The organism is Acetobacter malorum, from assembly GCF_001580615.1.
In the GTDB taxonomy this organism is placed as follows: Bacteria; Pseudomonadota; Alphaproteobacteria; order Acetobacterales; family Acetobacteraceae; genus Acetobacter; species Acetobacter malorum.
Genome location: NZ_LHZC01000057.1, coordinates 225,037 through 243,944, shown reverse-complemented (window position 1 = coordinate 243,944; position 18,908 = coordinate 225,037). Strand labels below are relative to the sequence as shown.

22 protein-coding genes are annotated in these 18,908 nt (G+C 55.8%); all 22 read left to right on the top strand.

Annotation, left to right across the window (positions count from 1 at the left end; genetic code table 11):
• Positions 1 to 20: 20 nt before the first annotated feature.
• The 22 genes from rplL (at position 21) to rpsH (ending at position 18,900) form a co-directional block, all read left to right on the top strand.
• Positions 21 to 395 (top strand): 50S ribosomal protein L7/L12, encoded by a 375-nt coding sequence (gene rplL, locus AD930_RS16645; RefSeq protein ID WP_043552229.1) that lies wholly within the window; start codon positions 21 to 23, stop codon positions 393 to 395.
• A 230-nt stretch (positions 396 to 625) separates the two neighbouring features.
• Positions 626 to 4,798 (top strand): DNA-directed RNA polymerase subunit beta, encoded by a 4,173-nt coding sequence (gene rpoB, locus AD930_RS16640; protein WP_043552231.1) that lies wholly within the window; start codon positions 626 to 628, stop codon positions 4,796 to 4,798.
• Between the two features lie 93 nt (positions 4,799 to 4,891).
• Positions 4,892 to 9,067, top strand: coding sequence for a DNA-directed RNA polymerase subunit beta' (gene rpoC, locus AD930_RS16635; protein ID WP_061507094.1), 4,176 nt, complete (start codon positions 4,892 to 4,894; stop codon positions 9,065 to 9,067).
• Positions 9,068 to 9,418: 351 nt separating this feature from the next.
• Positions 9,419 to 9,790: a 30S ribosomal protein S12 gene (gene rpsL / locus AD930_RS16630; RefSeq protein WP_025826436.1), complete on the top strand. Its 372-nt coding sequence runs from the start codon at positions 9,419 to 9,421 to the stop codon at positions 9,788 to 9,790.
• A 14-nt stretch (positions 9,791 to 9,804) separates the two neighbouring features.
• On the top strand, positions 9,805 to 10,281 hold the full coding sequence (gene rpsG / locus AD930_RS16625) for a 30S ribosomal protein S7 (protein WP_043552235.1): 477 nt from the start codon (positions 9,805 to 9,807) through the stop codon (positions 10,279 to 10,281).
• 91 nt (positions 10,282 to 10,372) lie between these two features.
• Positions 10,373 to 11,563 carry an elongation factor Tu gene (gene tuf, locus AD930_RS16620; RefSeq protein WP_043552236.1) on the top strand — a complete coding sequence of 397 codons (1,191 nt, stop codon included), beginning with the start codon at positions 10,373 to 10,375 and terminating at the stop codon, positions 11,561 to 11,563.
• A 104-nt stretch (positions 11,564 to 11,667) separates the two neighbouring features.
• Complete coding sequence (gene rpsJ / locus AD930_RS16615) at positions 11,668 to 11,976, top strand: 30S ribosomal protein S10 (RefSeq protein WP_007282720.1); 309 nt, start codon at positions 11,668 to 11,670, stop codon at positions 11,974 to 11,976.
• A gap of 10 nt (positions 11,977 to 11,986) precedes the next feature.
• Positions 11,987 to 12,670: a 50S ribosomal protein L3 gene (gene rplC / locus AD930_RS16610; protein WP_043552239.1), complete on the top strand. Its 684-nt coding sequence runs from the start codon at positions 11,987 to 11,989 to the stop codon at positions 12,668 to 12,670.
• 4 nt (positions 12,671 to 12,674) lie between these two features.
• Positions 12,675 to 13,289 carry a 50S ribosomal protein L4 gene (gene rplD / locus AD930_RS16605; RefSeq protein ID WP_043552241.1) on the top strand — a complete coding sequence of 205 codons (615 nt, stop codon included), beginning with the start codon at positions 12,675 to 12,677 and terminating at the stop codon, positions 13,287 to 13,289.
• Positions 13,286 to 13,621, top strand: coding sequence for a 50S ribosomal protein L23 (locus tag AD930_RS16600; RefSeq protein WP_043552242.1), 336 nt, complete (start codon positions 13,286 to 13,288; stop codon positions 13,619 to 13,621). The genes rplD and AD930_RS16600 overlap by 4 nt, the downstream gene beginning before the upstream one ends.
• Before the next feature lie 16 nt (positions 13,622 to 13,637).
• Positions 13,638 to 14,468, top strand: coding sequence for a 50S ribosomal protein L2 (rplB, locus tag AD930_RS16595; RefSeq protein WP_043552244.1), 831 nt, complete (start codon positions 13,638 to 13,640; stop codon positions 14,466 to 14,468).
• 13 nt (positions 14,469 to 14,481) lie between these two features.
• Entirely contained in the window at positions 14,482 to 14,760 is a 279-nt protein-coding gene (gene rpsS / locus AD930_RS16590; protein WP_025826448.1) for a 30S ribosomal protein S19, read from the top strand.
• Between the two features lies 1 nt (position 14,761).
• Complete coding sequence (gene rplV, locus AD930_RS16585; protein WP_043552246.1) at positions 14,762 to 15,172, top strand: 50S ribosomal protein L22; 411 nt, start codon at positions 14,762 to 14,764, stop codon at positions 15,170 to 15,172.
• A 3-nt stretch (positions 15,173 to 15,175) separates the two neighbouring features.
• The gene (rpsC, locus tag AD930_RS16580) at positions 15,176 to 15,853 is read left to right on the top strand and encodes a 30S ribosomal protein S3 (protein ID WP_043552247.1); all 678 of its coding nucleotides are present in this window, start codon (positions 15,176 to 15,178) and stop codon (positions 15,851 to 15,853) included.
• An 18-nt stretch (positions 15,854 to 15,871) separates the two neighbouring features.
• Positions 15,872 to 16,288 carry a 50S ribosomal protein L16 gene (rplP, locus tag AD930_RS16575; protein ID WP_025826454.1) on the top strand — a complete coding sequence of 139 codons (417 nt, stop codon included), beginning with the start codon at positions 15,872 to 15,874 and terminating at the stop codon, positions 16,286 to 16,288.
• Position 16,289: 1 nt separating this feature from the next.
• On the top strand, positions 16,290 to 16,529 hold the full coding sequence (rpmC, locus tag AD930_RS16570) for a 50S ribosomal protein L29 (RefSeq protein ID WP_043552249.1): 240 nt from the start codon (positions 16,290 to 16,292) through the stop codon (positions 16,527 to 16,529).
• A gap of 13 nt (positions 16,530 to 16,542) precedes the next feature.
• Positions 16,543 to 16,815 (top strand): 30S ribosomal protein S17, encoded by a 273-nt coding sequence (gene rpsQ, locus AD930_RS16565; RefSeq protein WP_043552251.1) that lies wholly within the window; start codon positions 16,543 to 16,545, stop codon positions 16,813 to 16,815.
• An 18-nt stretch (positions 16,816 to 16,833) separates the two neighbouring features.
• On the top strand, positions 16,834 to 17,202 hold the full coding sequence (gene rplN / locus AD930_RS16560; protein ID WP_006557767.1) for a 50S ribosomal protein L14: 369 nt from the start codon (positions 16,834 to 16,836) through the stop codon (positions 17,200 to 17,202).
• On the top strand, positions 17,203 to 17,523 hold the full coding sequence (gene rplX / locus AD930_RS16555; protein WP_043552253.1) for a 50S ribosomal protein L24: 321 nt from the start codon (positions 17,203 to 17,205) through the stop codon (positions 17,521 to 17,523).
• A 10-nt stretch (positions 17,524 to 17,533) separates the two neighbouring features.
• A complete protein-coding gene (gene rplE, locus AD930_RS16550) occupies positions 17,534 to 18,103 on the top strand; it encodes a 50S ribosomal protein L5 (RefSeq protein ID WP_043552255.1) in 570 nt (189 codons plus the stop codon).
• 83 nt (positions 18,104 to 18,186) lie between these two features.
• Positions 18,187 to 18,492, top strand: a complete 306-nt coding sequence (gene rpsN, locus AD930_RS16545; RefSeq protein ID WP_025826462.1) for a 30S ribosomal protein S14 — start codon at positions 18,187 to 18,189, stop codon at positions 18,490 to 18,492.
• 9 nt (positions 18,493 to 18,501) lie between these two features.
• The gene (gene rpsH / locus AD930_RS16540; RefSeq protein ID WP_043552257.1) at positions 18,502 to 18,900 is read left to right on the top strand and encodes a 30S ribosomal protein S8; all 399 of its coding nucleotides are present in this window, start codon (positions 18,502 to 18,504) and stop codon (positions 18,898 to 18,900) included.
• Positions 18,901 to 18,908 lie beyond the last annotated feature (8 nt).

Below are 18,908 nucleotides of genomic sequence, written 5' to 3'. Positions count from 1 at the left end.
TTATATTAGGAAGTCTAATCATGGCTGATCTGAACAAGCTCGTTGACGAACTGTCTGCTCTGACCGTTCTCGAAGCTGCTGAACTCTCCAAGCTGCTGGAAGAAAAGTGGGGCGTTTCCGCCGCTGCTCCGGTTGCTGTTGCTGCTGCTGGTCCGGCTGCTGCCGCTGCTCCGGCTGAAGAAAAGACCGAGTTTGACGTCATTCTGACCAAAGCTGGCGACAAGAAAATCAACGTCATTAAGGAAATCCGTGGCATCACGGGTCTGGGCCTGAAAGAAGCCAAAGACCTGGTTGAAGGCGCACCGAAGACCGTTAAAGAAGGCGCTAGCAAAGACGAAGCCGAAAAAATCAAGAAGACTCTTGAAGACAACGGCGCAAGCGTCGAAATTAAATAAGTTTGCCAAAGTCCCGCTGCCTCAGGGCGGCGGGGTAATGGAAAAGGTTTTCGGGTGGGGGTATGTTGCCTCTGCCCGTTTGCCTGTTTCGGATCCGGTTCGGAGCAGGTATAGAGGCCGGGGTCTTCCCGGTATCAGTGAAGGCCGGTTACTACAGGTCGGACCATCAGGCTCGCGGTAGAGCGCGGCGGGCCTGATGGTCCGAGACAAAGGGCAGGGCAGGAGCGACGATGAACGCAATCACCAAATCGTTCACAGGACGGAAGCGGATTCGCAAGAGTTTCGGGCGGATCCCCGAAATCGCTCCGATGCCGAACCTGATTGACGTGCAGCGGGCGTCTTACGAGACGTTTCTTCAGGCGAATGTGTCGCCTGATGCGCGCACGCCGACAGGTTTGCAGGAGGTTTTCCGGTCTGTATTCCCGATTAATGACTTTGCAGGTCGCGGGCGGCTGGAATTCGTTAGCTACGAATTCGAAGAGCCGAAATATGATGTTGAAGAATGCATTCAGCGCGGGCTGACCTATTCCGCTCCGCTGAAAGTGATCCTGCGTCTCATTGTATGGGATGTGGATGAAGATACGGGTTCCCGCTCCATCAGGGATATCAAGGAGCAGCCGGTCTATATGGGCGACATGCCCCTGATGACCGACAACGGGACCTTCATTATTAATGGCACCGAGCGTGTTATCGTCAGCCAGATGCACCGGTCTCCCGGTGTGTTCTTTGACCACGATAAGGGCAAGACGCACTCTTCCGGCAAATATCTGTTTGCCGCACGCGTCATTCCGTATCGCGGGTCCTGGCTGGACTTCGAGTTTGACGCCAAAGATCTGATTTATGTGCGTATCGACCGGAAGCGTAAGCTGCCTGTTACTACGCTGCTGTATGCGCTGGAAGGCGAGGCATCTGCCGCTGCCCGTAAAGCGAAAATGGCAGAAGGCGGGGACGTCGATGCTCTGGATATCAAGGGGATGGATGATAATGAAATCCTCTCCTACTTCTATGACACCGTCACCTTCACCAAAACGGCTAAAGGCTGGGCGCGTCCGTTCGATGCGGACTCTTTCCGTGGTCTGAAGCTGCTGGCACCGCTGGTTGACGCAGAAACCGGCGAAGTGGTTGCTGAGGCAGAAGCCAAGCTGACCGCCCGTATGGTGCGCAAGATCGCTGAAAAAACCCGCGAAGTGCTGGTTGGTGAAATTGATCTGCTGGGCCGCTTTATTGCCCGTGATATGGTCAATCTCGAAACCGGCGAGATCTACGCAGAAGCTGGTGACGAAATCACCGAAGCAACGCTGACGGGTCTTGAAGACGCTGGCGTGACGGAAATGCCGGTTCTGGCAATTGATGCTGCCAAGGGCCCGTGGATCCGCAACACGCTGACGGTTGACAAGAACACCGCGCGTGATGAAGCGCTGATCGATATCTATCGCGTCATGCGTCCGGGTGAGCCGCCGACGGCTGAAACCGCTGATGCCATGTTCCATGGCCTGTTCTTCGATCCCGACCGCTATGACCTCTCTTCGGTCGGTCGTGTGAAGATGAACATGCGTCTTGATATCGATGTGCCGGATACCGTGCGCGTTCTGCGTAAGGAAGACATCCTGCGCACCATCAAGGTGATGTGTGAACTGAAGGACGGCCGCGGTCAGGTCGACGATATTGATAACCTTGGTAACCGCCGTGTTCGCTCGGTTGGTGAACTGATGGAAAACCAGTATCGCGTTGGCCTGCTGCGTATGGAGCGCGCTATTCGTGAGCGTATGGGTTCTGTCGATATTGATACGGTCATGCCGCATGATCTGATCAACGCGAAGCCTGCCGCTGCTGCTGTGCGTGAGTTCTTCGGGTCTTCTCAGCTGAGCCAGTTCATGGATCAGACCAACCCGCTGTCTGAAGTCACGCATAAGCGTCGTCTTTCAGCGCTTGGCCCGGGTGGTCTGACACGTGAGCGCGCAGGCTTTGAAGTTCGTGACGTTCATCCGACCCATTACGGCCGTATCTGCCCGATTGAAACGCCGGAAGGCCCGAACATCGGTCTGATCAACTCTCTGTCCACCTACGCCAAGGTGAACAAATACGGCTTTATTGAAACGCCGTATCGCCTGGTGAAAGACGGCATTCTTCAGGATGGCTGGAAATATCTTTCTGCCATGGAAGAAGAAAAGCTGGTGGTGGCACAGGCTGATGCCAAGCAGGATGCTGATGGCACCCTGACGGGCGATCTGGTGTCCGTGCGTCGTGGCGGGGACTTCCGCCTCGTGCCGCCGACCGAAGTGACGGCCTGTGACGTGTCTCCCAAGCAGCTGGTTTCCGTCGCTGCAGCGCTCATTCCGTTCCTTGAGAACGATGACGCGAACCGCGCACTGATGGGCTCCAACATGCAGCGTCAGGCTGTGCCGCTGGTGCGCTCTGATGCGCCGCTGGTTGGCACAGGGATGGAAGCCGCCGTGGCTCATGACTCCGGTGCAACGATTGTTGCCCGTCGTCAGGGTATTGTGGATCAGATCGACGGTGCGCGTATCGTTGTGCGTGCAACGGATGAGAACGGGTCTACGCAGGGCGTTGATATCTATCGTCTGCGGAAATACTCCCGCTCCAACCAGTCCACCTGCATCAACCAGCGTCCGCTGGTGCATGTTGGGGACACGGTTCGCGCTGGTGACATCATTGCCGATGGTCCGTCCACGGAGCTGGGTGAACTGGCTCTGGGCCGTAACACGCTCGTCGCGTTTATGCCCTGGAACGGTTACAACTTCGAAGATTCCATCCTGATCTCCGAACGTATTGCGAAGGATGACGTGTTTACCTCGATCCATATCGAGGAATTCGAAGTCATGGCGCGTGATACCAAGCTGGGTCAGGAAGAAATCACGCGTGATATCCCCAACGTGGGTGAAGAAGCGCTGCGTAACCTGGACGAAGCTGGTATCGTTTACGTCGGTGCTGAAGTGAACCCCGGTGATATCCTCATCGGTAAGGTCACGCCGAAGGGTGAAAGCCCGATGACGCCGGAAGAAAAACTTCTGCGCGCCATCTTCGGTGAAAAAGCGTCTGACGTGCGTGATACGTCTCTGCGTCTGCCGCCCGGCACGACCGGCACCATTGTTGACGTCCGCGTGTTCTCACGCCGTGGCGTGGACAAGGACGAACGTGCGATGGCGATTGAACGCGCCGAGATCGAACGTCTGTCCAAGGACCGTGATGACGAGCGCGCTATTCAGGAACGCTCCTTCTATAGCCGTCTGCGTGAAAAGCTGCTCGATCAGACCGCTGGGGCCGGCTTCAAAGGTATTCGCTCCGGCACCGTGATTACGGACGAAGTTCTGGACGAAAACCCGCGTGGCGCATGGCGCAACATTGTTGTGGCGTCCGATGAAGTCATGGCTGAGCTGGAAACGCTGCGTCGTGAATTTGATGCCTCCGTGGCAAAAATTCAGGCCCGCTTTGAAAGCAAGGTTGAAAAGCTGCAGCGCGGTGATGAACTGCCGCCCGGCGTGATGAAGATGGTCAAGGTGTTTGTCGCGGTGAAGCGTAAGCTGCAGCCGGGTGACAAAATGGCCGGTCGTCACGGGAACAAGGGTGTGGTTTCTCGCGTGGTGCCTGTTGAAGACATGCCCTTCCTGGAAGACGGCACGTCTGTGGACATCGTGCTGAACCCGCTGGGTGTGCCGTCACGTATGAACGTGGGGCAGATTCTGGAAACGCATCTTGGCTGGGCTTGTGCCAACCTTGGTCGTGGCATTGGTGAACTGGTGGATGAATACCAGCGCACTGGTGAAAAACGTCAGGAACTGCTGGACCGTCTGAAGGACGTGTATGGGCAGAACATCTATGACGAAGCCATTGCCGACATGGACAACCGCGAGCTGACCGAGCTGTGCAACAATCTGCGCAAGGGCGTGCCGATTGCAACGCCGGTGTTCGATGGGGCCTCCATCCCGGATATTGAAGCCATGCTTGAAAAAGCCGGTGTTCATAAATCCGGTCAGTCTCAGCTGATCGACGGACGCACGGGCGAGCCGTTTGAGCGTAAGACCACAGTTGGTTACATCTACATGCTCAAGCTGCATCACCTTGTTGATGACAAGATCCACGCACGTTCCATCGGTCCGTACTCCCTTGTGACCCAGCAGCCGCTGGGTGGTAAGGCGCAGTTCGGTGGTCAGCGCTTTGGTGAAATGGAAGTCTGGGCTCTTGAAGCCTATGGTGCTGCGTATACGCTGCAGGAAATGCTGACGGTGAAATCGGATGACGTGTCCGGTCGAACCAAGGTCTATGAAGCCATTGTGCGTGAGCAGGATGACTTTGAAGCCGGTATTCCGGAAAGCTTTAACGTTCTGATCAAGGAACTGAAGTCCCTTGGCCTGAATGTTGAGCTGGAGCAGGGGGCCAAATAAAGGTGACCCTTAGCAGCACGATCCGTTTTTATTTTGAGGGGGAGGCCGGAATGACGATTCCGGCTCCTCATTTCCCTTTGGGGGCTTCGGCACATGAATGAACTCATGAAAATTCTTGGCCAGACCGGCCAGGCGATGACCTTCGACCAGATCAAGATTCAGCTCGCATCGCCTGAGCAGATCCGGTCTTGGTCGTTTGGTGAAATCAAGAAGCCCGAGACAATCAACTACCGGACATTCAAGCCGGAGCGTGATGGTCTGTTCTGCGCACGTATTTTTGGCCCGATTAAGGACTACGAATGCCTGTGCGGCAAATACAAGCGGATGAAGTTCCGCGGTATTGTCTGTGAAAAATGCGGCGTTGAAGTCACCCTGGCAAAAGTGCGGCGTGAGCGGATGGGTCACATCCAGCTGGCCAGCCCTGTTGCCCATATCTGGTTCCTGAAGTCTCTCCCGAGCCGTATCGGTCTGATGGTCGATATGACGCTGAAAGACCTCGAAAAGGTTCTGTATTTCGAGAACTATCTGGTTCTTGAACCCGGCACGTCTCCGCTCAAGCAGTATTCTCTGCTGACGGAAGAACAGTATCTCGACGCCATGGATGAATATGGCGAAGAAGGTATTGAAGTCGGGATCGGCGCTGAGGCCATCAAGAAGGTGCTTGAACGCATCGACTGTGATGCCGAAAAGGTCGATTTGCGTCAGGAACTGAAAGAAACGACGTCTGAAGCCAAGCGCAAGAAGCTTGTCAAACGTCTGAAGCTGATTGAGGCCTTCTCAGAAAGCGGTTCGCGCCCTGAGTGGATGATCCTTGATCTGGTTCCCGTCATCCCGCCGGAACTGCGTCCGCTGGTGCCGCTGGATGGTGGTCGTTTCGCAACGTCCGATCTGAACGATCTGTATCGTCGCGTCATCAACCGTAACAACCGTCTCAAGCGCCTGATGGAGCTGCGTGCGCCCGATATTATCGTGCGTAACGAAAAGCGTATGCTTCAGGAAGCTGTCGATGCCCTGTTTGATAACGGCCGTCGTGGCCGTGCCATTACCGGTGCCAACAAGCGTCCGCTGAAGTCTCTGTCCGACATGCTGAAAGGCAAGCAGGGCCGCTTCCGTCAGAACCTTCTTGGTAAGCGCGTTGACTACTCTGGCCGTTCGGTCATCGTGGTTGGCCCGGAAATGAAGCTGCACCAGTGCGGTCTTCCCAAGAAGATGGCGCTGGAACTGTTCAAGCCGTTCATCTACTCCAAGCTGGAAAAATACGGCCACGCCACAACCATTAAAGCTGCAAAGCGCATGGTTGAAAAAGAGCGTCCGGAAGTCTGGGATATCCTTGAAGAGGTCATCCGCGAGCATCCCGTGATGCTGAACCGCGCACCGACCCTTCACCGTCTCGGCATTCAGGCGTTCGAACCTGTGCTGGTTGAAGGTAAGGCCATCCAGCTGCATCCGCTCGTCTGTACTGCGTTCAACGCGGATTTCGACGGTGACCAGATGGCTGTGCACGTGCCGCTGAGCCTCGAAGCCCAGCTTGAAGCCCGCGTGCTGATGATGTCCACCAACAACATTCTCAGCCCGGCAAACGGTAAGCCGATTATCGTGCCGTCTCAGGATATTGTTCTTGGTCTGTATTACCTCAGCCTTGAAACGCCTGAATTCGGTGTGACGCCGGACCGTAACGAGTATGACAACACCACTGGTAAACTGACGACCAAAGGTGCACCGTCCTTCTCGTCCATCGGTGAAGTGGAATACGCTCTGAATGCTGGCGTCCTGAAGCTGCACGACAAGATCCGTGCCCGTTTCGAGACGATCGACGCAGACGGCAAGAAGCAGCATGAAACGGTTGTGACCACTCCGGGTCGCGTGCTGATTGCTCAGATCCTGCCGAAGAGCGAAGCCATTCCGTTCTCGCTGATCAACAAGCAGCTGACCAAGAAAGCCGTGTCTGACGTTATTGATACGGTTTATCGTCACTGTGGTCAGAAAGAAGCGGTGATCTTCTGTGACCGTCTGATGGCGCTTGGTTTCCGTCACGCTGCTAAGGCCGGTATTTCCTTCGGTAAGGATGACATGATCATCCCGGCCGAAAAGAAAGTGCTGGTTGACCGCACAGCGGCTGAAGTCAAAGAATTCGAACAGCAGTATCAGGATGGTCTGATCACGGCTGGCGAACGCTACAATAAGGTGGTGGACGCATGGTCTCGCTGCACGGACGAAGTCCAGGCCGCGATGACCAAAGAGATTTCTCGTCAGGAAGTCGGCAAGCCCATCAACTCTGTGTGGATGATGAGCCACTCCGGGGCTCGTGGGTCACCGGCACAGATGAAGCAGCTTGCTGGTATGCGTGGTCTGATGGCCAAGCCGTCTGGTGAGATTATTGAACAGCCGATTATTGCGAACTTTAAAGAAGGTCTCTCGGTTCTCGATTACTTTACGTCTACCCATGGTGCACGTAAGGGTCTGGCCGATACCGCTCTGAAGACCGCAAACTCCGGTTATCTGACGCGTCGTCTGGTCGACGTGGCGCAGGACTGCATCATTGTCGAAAATGATTGCGGCACCGAGCGTGGCCTGACCATTCGTGCGGTGCTGGATGGCGGTGAGGTTGTTTCCTCTCTGTCTGAACGGATCCTCGGCCGGACGCTGGCTGCTGATGTGATTGATCCGGCTTCTGGTAACGTGGTTGCCCCGCGCAACTGCCTGATCGACGAAGCCGACGCAGAACGCATTGAAGCATCCGGTGTGGAAACGGTTCTCATCCGTTCCGTGTTGACCTGTGACAGCCGTGTTGGCGTCTGTGGCCACTGCTATGGCCGTGACCTCGCACGCGGCACGCCGGTCAACATTGGTGAAGCTGTCGGTGTTATTGCCGCGCAGTCCATCGGTGAGCCGGGCACCCAGCTGACCATGCGTACCTTCCATATTGGTGGTGCGGCGCAGCGTGGTGCTGAGCAGTCCATGATCGAAGCGTCTCGTGACGGTAAAGTGGTTATTCGTAACCGCAACGTTGTGCAGAACAGTCAGGGCGTGCCGGTTGTCATGGCCCGTAACTGTGAAATCCTGCTGACGGACGAAGCCGGGGTCGAAAAAGCCCGCTATCGTGTGCCGTATGGTGCTCGTCTGCTGACGACGGAAGGTGCGGAAGTCACACGCGCTCAGAAACTGGCCGAGTGGGACCCCTACACCCTGCCGATCATCACCGAGAAGGCTGGTAAGGTTGAGTATCTTGACCTGATCGACTCCATCACGCTTGTCGAGCGTATGGATGAAGTGACGGGCCTGACCGCCAAGACCGTGGTGGACTACAAGCAGGCAGGGAAGGGCGTTGATCTGCGTCCGCGCTTGCAGCTGAAGGACGCCAAGGGCGACGTGATCAAGCTGGATAACGGCAACGATGCTCGTTACTTCCTGCCGCCTGAATCACTTCTGTCTGTTGAAAACGGCGCAGAAGTTCATGCGGGTGACGTGCTGGCACGTCTGCCGCGTGAAGGGTCCAAGACCCGTGATATTACCGGTGGTCTGCCGCGTGTGGCCGAGCTTTTCGAAGCCCGTCGCCCGAAAGACCATGCGATTATCGCGGAAATGGAAGGCCGTGTTGAGTTTGGGAAGGATTACAAGTCCAAGCGTCGTGTTATCGTGAAGAACGATGAGACGGGTGAAGAGACTGAATATCTGATCCCCAAAGGCAAGCACGTGTCTGTTCAGGAAGGCGACTTCGTCGAGAAGGGCGATCCGCTGGTCGATGGTCCCCGCGTGCCGCATGACATTCTGAAAGTCATGGGGGTTGAGGCTTTGTCCGACTACCTCGTGAACGAAATTCAGGATGTGTATCGTCTGCAGGGCGTGAAGATTAACGATAAGCACATTGAAGTCATCGTGCGTCAGATGCTCCAGAAGGTCGAAATTCTCGAACCTGGTGATACGACGTACCTCATTGGCGAAACCGTTGATCGGATTGAGTATGAGACCGAGAATACCAAGCGCATGAATGCTGGTGAGCGCCCTGCGCATGCCATGCCCGTGCTGCAGGGTATTACCAAGGCCTCTCTGCAGACCCAGTCCTTCATCTCTGCTGCATCCTTCCAGGAGACCACACGTGTCCTGACAGAGGCTGCAACGGCAGGGAAGGTGGATACCCTGAACGGTCTGAAAGAGAACGTCATTGTCGGCCGTCTGATCCCGGCTGGTACGGGGAGCGTCATGAACCGTCTGCGGGCAATCGCAGCGTCTCAGGACCGTCAGCGCGTCGGACGGTCTGCTGCCGAGTAACGCAGCAGGCGCCATTAAGACGTTAGAAAAGGAGGGATCAGGGCTATGCTCTGGTCCCTTTCTTTTTATGTGAGGGCTTCTTTCTTCTTTTCGCGGTCGAGAATCGCGTACCCCGCTTGACTTAAGGGGGGGGGAGAGGTAGTTAGCAGCCCTCAGCTTCTGCTCCCGTGCCGGAGCGGAGGTAAATTCGTAATTCTTGTGTAAGCATGCGGTTGGCTTTCTCTGGGAAGTTAGAGCCGGATGCCTAGATAGCCCCACACGGGTGTTGTTGCCTGGTGGGTTTTTCAAATGACAGTCGGCAGCCGATAAAAAGGTTAGCCGGCCGAACTGTGTAAGGATCGGGAAAGGCGCATGCCGACCATCAACCAGCTCATTGCCAAGGGGCGCAAGCCTGCAGTCAAGCGCAACAAAGTGCCCGCGCTGCAGAGTTGCCCCCAGAAACGTGGTGTTTGCACCCGTGTTTATACGACGACGCCTAAAAAGCCGAACTCCGCACTGCGTAAAGTTGCAAAGGTGCGTCTGACGAACGGCTATGAGGTGGTGAGTTATATTCCGGGTGAAGGCCACAACCTTCAGGAACATAGCGTCGTGCTTATCCGTGGGGGTCGTGTAAAGGATCTTCCGGGTGTGCGTTATCACATCCTTCGCGGTGTCCTGGATACCCAGGGTATTGCTAAGCGTCGTCAGCGGCGTTCGCTCTACGGCGCGAAGCGTCCGAAGTAAGAGGAAGTTAAGGTATGAGCCGCCGTCACCGCGCTGTTAAGCGTGAGATTCTTCCTGATCCGAAGTTCGGAGATATTGTCATTACGCGTTTCATGAACGCTCTGATGTATGATGGCAAAAAATCCACTGCGGAGAGGATTGTTTATGGAGCTCTCGAGGCGATGGTTCGCCGGAGTGGAGCTTCTGCAGATCCGGTCGCATTGTTCCACAATGCTCTGGATAACGTTAAGCCTGCAGTAGAAGTTCGCTCTCGCCGCGTTGGTGGTGCGACCTATCAGGTGCCTGTTGAAGTTCGCACTGAGCGTCGTCAGGCGCTGGCCATCCGCTGGGTGATCGACGCTTCCCGCAAACGGGGCGAGAACACCATGCAGGACCGGTTGTCCAACGAGCTGATGGATGCTGTGAACAACCGTGGCGCTGCTGTAAAGAAGCGTGAAGATACCCATCGTATGGCCGAAGCCAACAAGGCATTCAGCCACTATCGCTGGTAATCTTTTAGGTGTGGCATTCACTCCTTGTGGAGTGGGGGCGGACTTATTAAAAACTGCATCCCGATAAGTTTTCGGGGTATGGAGTAGAGAAATGGCTAAGGCTAAATTTGAGCGGAATAAACCGCACTGCAACATCGGCACCATCGGCCACGTTGACCATGGCAAGACGTCTCTGACGGCTGCTATCACGAAGACGCTGGCAAAATCCGGTGGTGCTGACTTTAAAGCATACGACCAGATCGACGCCGCTCCGGAAGAGCGCGCTCGTGGTATCACCATCTCCACGGCTCACGTGGAATATGAAACCGCAAAGCGTCACTACGCACACGTCGACTGCCCCGGACATGCTGACTACGTGAAGAACATGATCACGGGTGCAGCGCAGATGGACGGCGCTATCCTCGTGGTTTCCGCAGCTGATGGCCCGATGCCGCAGACCCGTGAGCACATCCTGCTGGCTCGTCAGGTCGGTGTGCCGGCCCTGGTTGTCTTCCTGAACAAAGTTGATCAGGTTGATGATCCGGAACTGCTCGAGCTGGTTGAAATGGAGGTTCGTGAACTTCTGTCTTCTTATCAGTTCCCCGGCGACGATATCCCCATCATCAAGGGTTCCGCTCTGGTAACTCTGGAAGATGGTGATCCGGAAGTTGGTGAAAACCGCGTTAAGGATCTGATGGATGCGGTTGACTCCTACATCCCGCAGCCGGAACGTCCGGTTGACCGTCCGTTCCTGATGCCGATCGAAGACGTGTTCTCCATCTCCGGTCGTGGCACCGTGGTGACGGGCCGTGTCGAACGTGGCGTTGTGAACGTGGGTGACGAAGTTGAAATCGTCGGCCTGAAGGACACCGTTAAGACGACCGTTACGGGCGTTGAAATGTTCCGCAAGCTGCTCGATCGTGGTGAAGCTGGTGACAACATCGGTGCGCTGGTGCGTGGCACGAAGCGTGAAGACGTTGAGCGTGGCCAGGTTCTGGCTAAGCCGGGTTCCATCACCCCGCATAAGAAGTTCAAAGCTGAAGCTTACATCCTGACGAAGGATGAAGGTGGCCGTCACACGCCGTTCTTCACCAACTATCGTCCGCAGTTCTATTTCCGCACGACCGACGTCACCGGCGTTGTTCACCTGCCGGAAGGCACGGAAATGGTCATGCCTGGCGATAACTGCGCCATGGATGTTGAACTGATCGCTCCGATCGCCATGGATGAAGGCCTGCGTTTCGCTATTCGCGAAGGTGGCCGCACCGTTGGTGCCGGCGTGGTTGCTTCTATCACCGAGTAATCGGTTAGAAGCCTAGGACTGGATGGCCCCGGCTGAGTCTTCGGCCGGGGTCTTACTTGGCGGCCGGGTTACCCCGGACCAGTAAAGTGTTGGACTAAGAAACAATGGACAACCAGAACATCCGCATTCGCCTGAAGGCGTACGATCATCGTGTTCTCGATAACAGCACGAAAGAGATCGTCAATACGGCGAAGCGTACGGGTGCGCGGGTTCGGGGTCCTATCCCGCTGCCGACGCATATCGAGCGGTTTACAGTGAACCGTTCTCCCCACGTGGATAAGAAAAGCCGCGAACAGTTCGAAATTCGGACTCACCGCCGCCTGCTCGATATTGTCGAGCCGACTCCGCAGACCGTGGACGCTCTCATGAAACTCGACCTCGCCGCTGGCGTGGATGTCGAGATCAAACTTTAAGGTCCAGACGATGCGCACCGGATTGATCGCAAAAAAGTTGGGCATGTCCCGACTGTTCAAGGAAGATGGCACACATGTGCCCGTTACCGTCCTGCATGTGGATTCCGTGCAGGTGGTTGATGTCCGCACCCAGGAGCGGGATGGCTACACAGCCGTTCAGCTGGGTATGGGCAAAGCCAAGGTAAAAAATGTCTCTAAGCCGAACCGCGGCCATTTTGCCCGCACAAAGGTAGAGCCGAAGAAGAAGCTGGCTGAATTCCGTGTGGCTGACGATGCTACGCTGGATATCGGTGCTTCTCTGTCCGCTGCTCACTTTGTTGTGGGGCAGAAAGTCGACGTGACAGGCACCAGCAAAGGTAAAGGGTTCGCAGGCGCCATGAAGCGCTGGAACTTTGCCGGTCTGGAAGCCTCCCACGGCGTATCCATCTCTCACCGTTCACATGGTTCTACCGGTAACCGTCAGGATCCCGGCAAGACCTTCAAGAACAAGAAGATGGCTGGTCACCTTGGCGATGAGCGTATTACCACGCTGAATCTTGAAATTGCTGCGATCGATCCGGAAAAGAACCTGATCATGATCCGTGGTTCCGTTCCCGGAGCTAAAAACGGTGTCGTTCTGGTCCGTGATGCGATTAAAAAAGCCCGCCATGTCGATGCGCCTTACCCGGCCGCTCTCGTGACGGCGGAGGGCTGAGGTCATGGAAATCGAAATCAAAACGCTTGATAACGGCACCGCAGGTTCTGCAACGCTCCCCGAGGCGCTGTTCTCCGTAGCACCGCGCAATGACATCATGGCGCGTGTTGTACACTGGCAGCTGGCTAAACGCCGCGCAGGTACGCATAAGGTCAAAGGCATGGGCGAAGTGTCCGGCACGACCAAAAAGCCGTACCGCCAGAAAGGCACCGGTAGCGCCCGTCAGGGTTCTCTCCGTGCGCCGCAGTATCGTACCGGTGGTGCTGTCCATGGTCCGGTTGTGCGTGATCATGGCTACGACCTTCCTAAGAAGGTGCGTCGTCTGGGTCTGATTTCTGCGCTGTCCCAGAAGGCAAAAGAAGGCAAGCTTGTTGTTCTTCAGTCTGCTTCTGGCGTGGCACGCACGAGCGAACTGGCTGCAAAGCTGAAAACGCTTGGCTGGACGTCTGCCCTGATTGTTGACGCCGCTGTTGATGAAGGCTTTCTGCGCGCTGCAAGCAACCTGCCGCGCATTGATGTCCTGCCGACAATCGGTGCCAACGTTTATGACATTCTTAATCACGAGGTCCTGGCAATTACCCAGGCTGGCCTCGAGGGTCTGAAGGAGCGCCTGGCATGACGAACATTCTTGCTCTGCGCAAGAAAGCCGAGCGTCTTTCTCGGGAAGCGATGTACGACATTGTTCGTTCTCCGCTGATCACCGAGAAAGCAACTGCGCTTTCAGAGAAAAATCAGGTTGCTTTTAAGGTTGCGATCTCTGCAACCAAGCCTGAAATCAAAGTGGCTGTGGAAACACTGTTCGGCGTCAAAGTTGTTGGCGTTAACACGCTTGTCCAGAAGGGCAAGACCAAGCGCTTCAAAGGGCGTCTGGGGCAGCGTTCTGATATCAAGAAGGCGTTCGTCCAGCTTGCGGAAGGTCAGTCCATCGACCTTACCGCCAAACTGGCGTGACGTGGGGTAGGAACAAATGGCACTGAAGCACTTTAATCCCGTCACGCCGAGCCTTCGTGGTACGGTTCTGATCGATCGTTCCGACCTCTGGAAGGGCAAGCCGGTCAAGCAGCTGACGGAAGGCAAAAACAAGACGGGCGGTCGTAACAATAACGGTCGCACCACGTCTCGTTTCCGTGGCGGCGGGCACAAGCAGTCTTACCGTTATGTCGACTTCAAGCGTCGTAAATTTGACGTGCTGGGCACGGTTGAGCGTCTGGAATATGACCCCAACCGTACCGCCTTCATCGCGCTGGTGAAGTATGAAGACGGTGAGCTGGCTTACATCCTGGCACCGCAGCGTCTGAAAGTTGGTGACAATGTCATCGCTGGCACGCGCGTTGACATCAAGCCGGGTAACGCGATGCCGCTGGCATCCATTCCGGTTGGCACGATCGTGCATAACATCGAACTGAAGCAGGGTGCCGGTGGCAAGCTGGCCCGCTCTGCCGGGACGTATGCACAGCTGGTTGGTAAAGATGCCGGCTATGCACAGATCAAGCTGCAGTCTGGTGAGCTGCGTGTTGTGCGCGGTGAATGCATGGCAACGGTTGGGGCTGTCTCCAACCCGGACAACATGAACCAGCACATGGGTAAGGCTGGCCGTGCGCGCTGGCTGGGTCGTCGTCCGCATAACCGCGGCGTTGTGATGAACCCGGTCGACCATCCGCATGGTGGTGGTGAAGGCCGCACCTCTGGTGGCCGTCATCCGGTTACGCCGTGGGGCAAGCCTACCAAAGGTTACAAAACTCGGGTCAACAAGCGTACGGACAGTCTGATTATCCGTCGTCGGAAGACCGGCAAGTAAGGGGCAATAGAAGATGGCACGTTCCGTCTGGAAAGGCCCGTTCGTCGACGGGTATCTGCTGAGCAAAGCTGAAACGTCCCGCGCGTCGGGTCGTAATGAAGTGATCAAGATCTGGTCACGTCGTTCTACGATCCTTCCGCAGTTCGTTGGTTTGACGTTCGGTGTTTATAATGGTCAGAAGTTCCTGCCCGTGCAGGTGACGGAGAATATGGTCGGACACAAGTTCGGCGAATTTTCTCCCACCCGTACATTCCACGGGCATGGGGCCGACAAGAAGTCGAAGCGGGGCTAAGATGAGCAAGCCGAAGCATCCGCGCACGCTCGCGGAAACAGAAGCGCAGGCGATTACGCGCAACATCCGGGTTAGTCCCCGCAAGTTGAACCTTGTTGCGGGTCTTATCCGCAACAAGCCTGCGTCTCAGGCTGTCGCAACCTTGACGTTCTCCAAGCGTCGCATTGCCCAGGAAGTCAAAAAGACCCTGGAAAGCGCGATCGCTAATGCCGAGAACAATCATCAGTTGGACGTTGACCAGCTGGTTGTGAAGACGGCTGAGGTCGGAAAGTCTATTGTCATGCGTCGCTTCCATGCGCGTGGCCGTGGTCGTTCCGCCCGTGTGGAAAAGTTCTTCAGCCATCTGAAGATTGTTGTTGCCGAACGGGCTCCGGAGCCCGAAGCAGCTTCTCCTGAGCAGAAGGCGGCCTGACGTATGGGACATAAAGTCAATCCAATCGGGCTGCGGCTCGGAATCAATCGCACCTGGGATAGCCGTTGGTACGCTGACTCCGACTATTCTCGTCTGCTGCACGAAGACCTGAAGCTGCGCGCTTTCCTGCGTCGCAAGCTGTCTGGTGCTGGCGTGTCCCGCGTTGTGATCGAACGCCCGGCTAAAAAGCCGCGCGTGACCATCTATGCGGCTCGTCCGGGCGTTGTGATCGGTAAAAAAGGTCAGGACATCGATGCTCTGCGCAAAGAGCTGACCAAAATGGCCGGTACGGAAGTGGCTCTCAACATTGTTGAAATCCGCAAGCCGGAAATCGACGCAACTCTGGTCGCTGACAACATTGCTCAGCAGCTCGAACGTCGTGTGGCTTTCCGTCGCGCCATGAAGCGCGCCGTGCAGTCCGCTATGCGTCTGGGCGCACAGGGGATCCGGATCAACTGTTCCGGTCGTCTGGGTGGCGCAGAAATCGCTCGTATCGAATGGTATCGTGAAGGTCGTGTGCCGCTGCACACGCTCCGTGCTGATATTGATTACGGGACGGCTACTGCACAGACCACGTATGGCGCTTGCGGTGTGAAGGTGTGGATCTTCAAAGGTGAGATCCTGGCCCATGACCCACTGGCTCAGGACCGCCGGGCGGCCGAGCAGGCCCCTCAGCGCTGAGGCGAAGGATAGAAGACAATGCTCTCTCCGAAGCGAACTAAATTCCGTAAGGCTCACAAAGGTCGTATTCACGGCCTGGCCAAAAGCGGTACGACGCTCAACTTCGGTACGTTTGGTCTGAAGGCTCTTCAGCCCGAACGTATCACCGCGCGGCAGATTGAAGCCTCTCGTCGGGCTATCACCAGGGCGATGAAACGTGCAGGTCGCGTGTGGATTCGTATTTTCCCTGACCTTCCGGTCTCGACAAAGCCTGCAGAAGTGCGTATGGGGTCGGGCAAGGGATCTCCCGAATACTGGGTGGCCCGTGTGAAACCCGGTCGCATTTTGTTTGAAATCGAAGGCGTGCCGCCCGAGATCGCGCGTGAAGCGCTGGCTCTCGGTGCAGCAAAGCTGCCGATTAAGACGAAATTTGTGACCCGAATTGGAGATGCGTGAGATGGCGAAGGCAACAAAGCCCGCTGACCTGCGTGCCAAAACGGCCGATGAACTGAACACGATTCTGCTTGAACTGAAGCGTGAGCAGCTCAATCTCCGGTTCCAGCAGGCAACCGGGCAGAACGAAGGCCAGAGCCGCATTCGTGTGGTCCGTCGTGAAATTGCGCGCATCAAAACGATCGTCGCGCAGAATACTGAGAAGTCTGCGGCAGGTGCGAAAACATCTGCTGCCATTTCCTGAAGGGAGTTGGACGATGCCAAGGCGCGTCCTTACCGGACGTGTGACCAGCGACAAGATGGACAAGACCGTAACGGTTCTTGTCGATCGTCGCGTCATGCATCCGCTGTATAAGAAGTTCATCCGTCGCTCTAAGAAATATGCAGCGCATGATGAAGAGAATGTCTGCAAAGTGGGCGATACCGTGCGCATCATCGAATGCACACCGATTTCCCGGCGCAAGACGTGGGCCGTGGTGGCACGCAACGGTGAGGTTGTTGATGCGTCCTCCGCTGGCGTGTCGGCGTAAGGTAAGGATATCTAGATCATGATCCATCCCGAGACCAACCTCGACGTGGCCGACAATTCTGGTGCGCGTCAGGTGCAGTGCATCAAGGTGCTGGGCGGTTCCAAACGGAAATCCGCCTCGGTCGGCGACGTGATCGTCGTGTCTGTCAAGGAAGCCATCCCTCGCGGGAAGGTGAAAAAAGGCGACGTACACCAAGCTGTTATCGTGCGTACCTCTTATCCGGTTCGTCGCCCCGACGGGAGCGCTATCCGTTTTGATAAGAATGCTGCTGTGCTGATTAACAAGCAGCAGGAGCCGATCGGCACCCGTATCTTCGGCCCGGTTGTTCGTGAACTGCGTGCGCGCAAGTTCATGAAAATTATCTCTCTGGCGCCGGAGGTTCTATAAATGGCTGCTCGCATTAAAAAAGGCGATACGGTTGTTGTCATCAGCGGTTCCTCCAAAGGAACCCAGGGTGAAGTTCTTTCCGTCCGCCCGGCTGAAAATCGTGCGATTGTGCGTGGTGTTGCAATGATTAAGCGCCACCAGAAAGCAACGCGCATGGGTGAAGAAGGCGGCATCATCACGCGTGAAGCCCCGATTCACCTGTCTAATCTGAAACTGATCGATCCGGCCTCCAAGAAGCCGACCCGCGTTGGGTTCCGTGTTCTTGAAGACGGACGGAAAGTTCGTGTTGCGAAAGCAACCGGCGAAGTGATTGAAGGCTGAGGGGGCGAGAATGAGTGAGTCTAAGGGCGTTCGTTCCGTTCCTCGTATGCAGGAACGTTATGAAGCCGAACTGCGTGCCAAGCTGCGCGAGCAGTTTGGTTACAAAAACATCATGCAGGTTCCTCGGCTGGAAAAAATTGTCCTGAACATGGGCGTTGGTGAAGCTGCAGGCGACCAGAAGAAACTGGACGCTGCTTTTGCTGAAATGACGCTGATTGCAGGTCAGAAGCCGGTCAAGACTGTTGCTAAAAAAGCAATCGCGGGCTTTAAAATCCGTGAAGGTCTGCCGATTGGTTGTAAAGTTACGCTGCGTCGTGCGCAGATGTATGAATTCCTTGACCGTCTGGTCACGATCGCAATGCCCCGCATTCGCGATTTCCGTGGTCTGCCGGCCAACAAGGGATTTGACGGACGCGGTAACTTTGCTCTCGGTCTGAAAGAGCAGCTCGTGTTCCCGGAAATCGACTACGATAAAGTAGACGAAGTTCGTGGGATGGACGTGGTGTTCGTGACCAGTGCAAAGACGGATGCTGAAGCTAAGGCGCTTCTTAAAGCATTCGATCTGCCCTTTGCTGCCTGAGTGAAATAGGTTACCTGTCTCCAGGTGTTGTTGTCTTGGAAAACCGTCGAAGGTTTTCGAAGGGTTCCGGAGGATAAAAATATATGGCTAAGACTTCTGCCATCACGCGTAATGCCAAGCGGACACGCATGGCTGCGCGCGACAAGGAAAAGCGTGCGGCGCTGAAAAACATCGTTATGGACCGCTCGCTTCCTGTAGAAGATCGGTTTGATGCGTCTTTAAAGCTGGCTGAACTGCCGCGGAATGGTTCACGCGTTCGCGTGCGTCTCCGTTGCAAACTTACGGGGCGCTCTCGCGGTAACTACCGCAAGTTTGAGTTGTGCCGTATCGCACTGCGTGATCTGGCTTCAAACGGGCAGATCCCGGGCCTGGTCAAAGCTAGCTGGTAAGGGCGCACAATGTCACTTTCTGATCCGCTGGGTGATATGCTCACCCGTATTCGTAACGCACAGCGTGCACGTCACGTGTCCTGTGTGTCACCGGCTTCCAAGCTGCGTGCGAATGTTCTTGATGCCCTGCAGCGTGAAGGCTACATCCGTGGCTATTCACACGAAGAAATTCGCAAAGGGATTACTCAGCTTCATATCGAGCTGAAGTATTCCGAAGGCGAGCCGGTTATTAAGGAAGTTCATCGCGTGTCCCGTCCGGGTCGCCGTGTGTATTCCAAGATTAAAGAATTGCCGCGGGTGCGTGCTGGTCTCGGGGTTTCGATCCTGTCCACACCGCGTGGCGTTCTGTCTGATGTCGAGGCTCGCGCTGCCAATGTTGGCGGCGAAGTCCTCTGTCGCGTGTTCTGAGGAGGGAT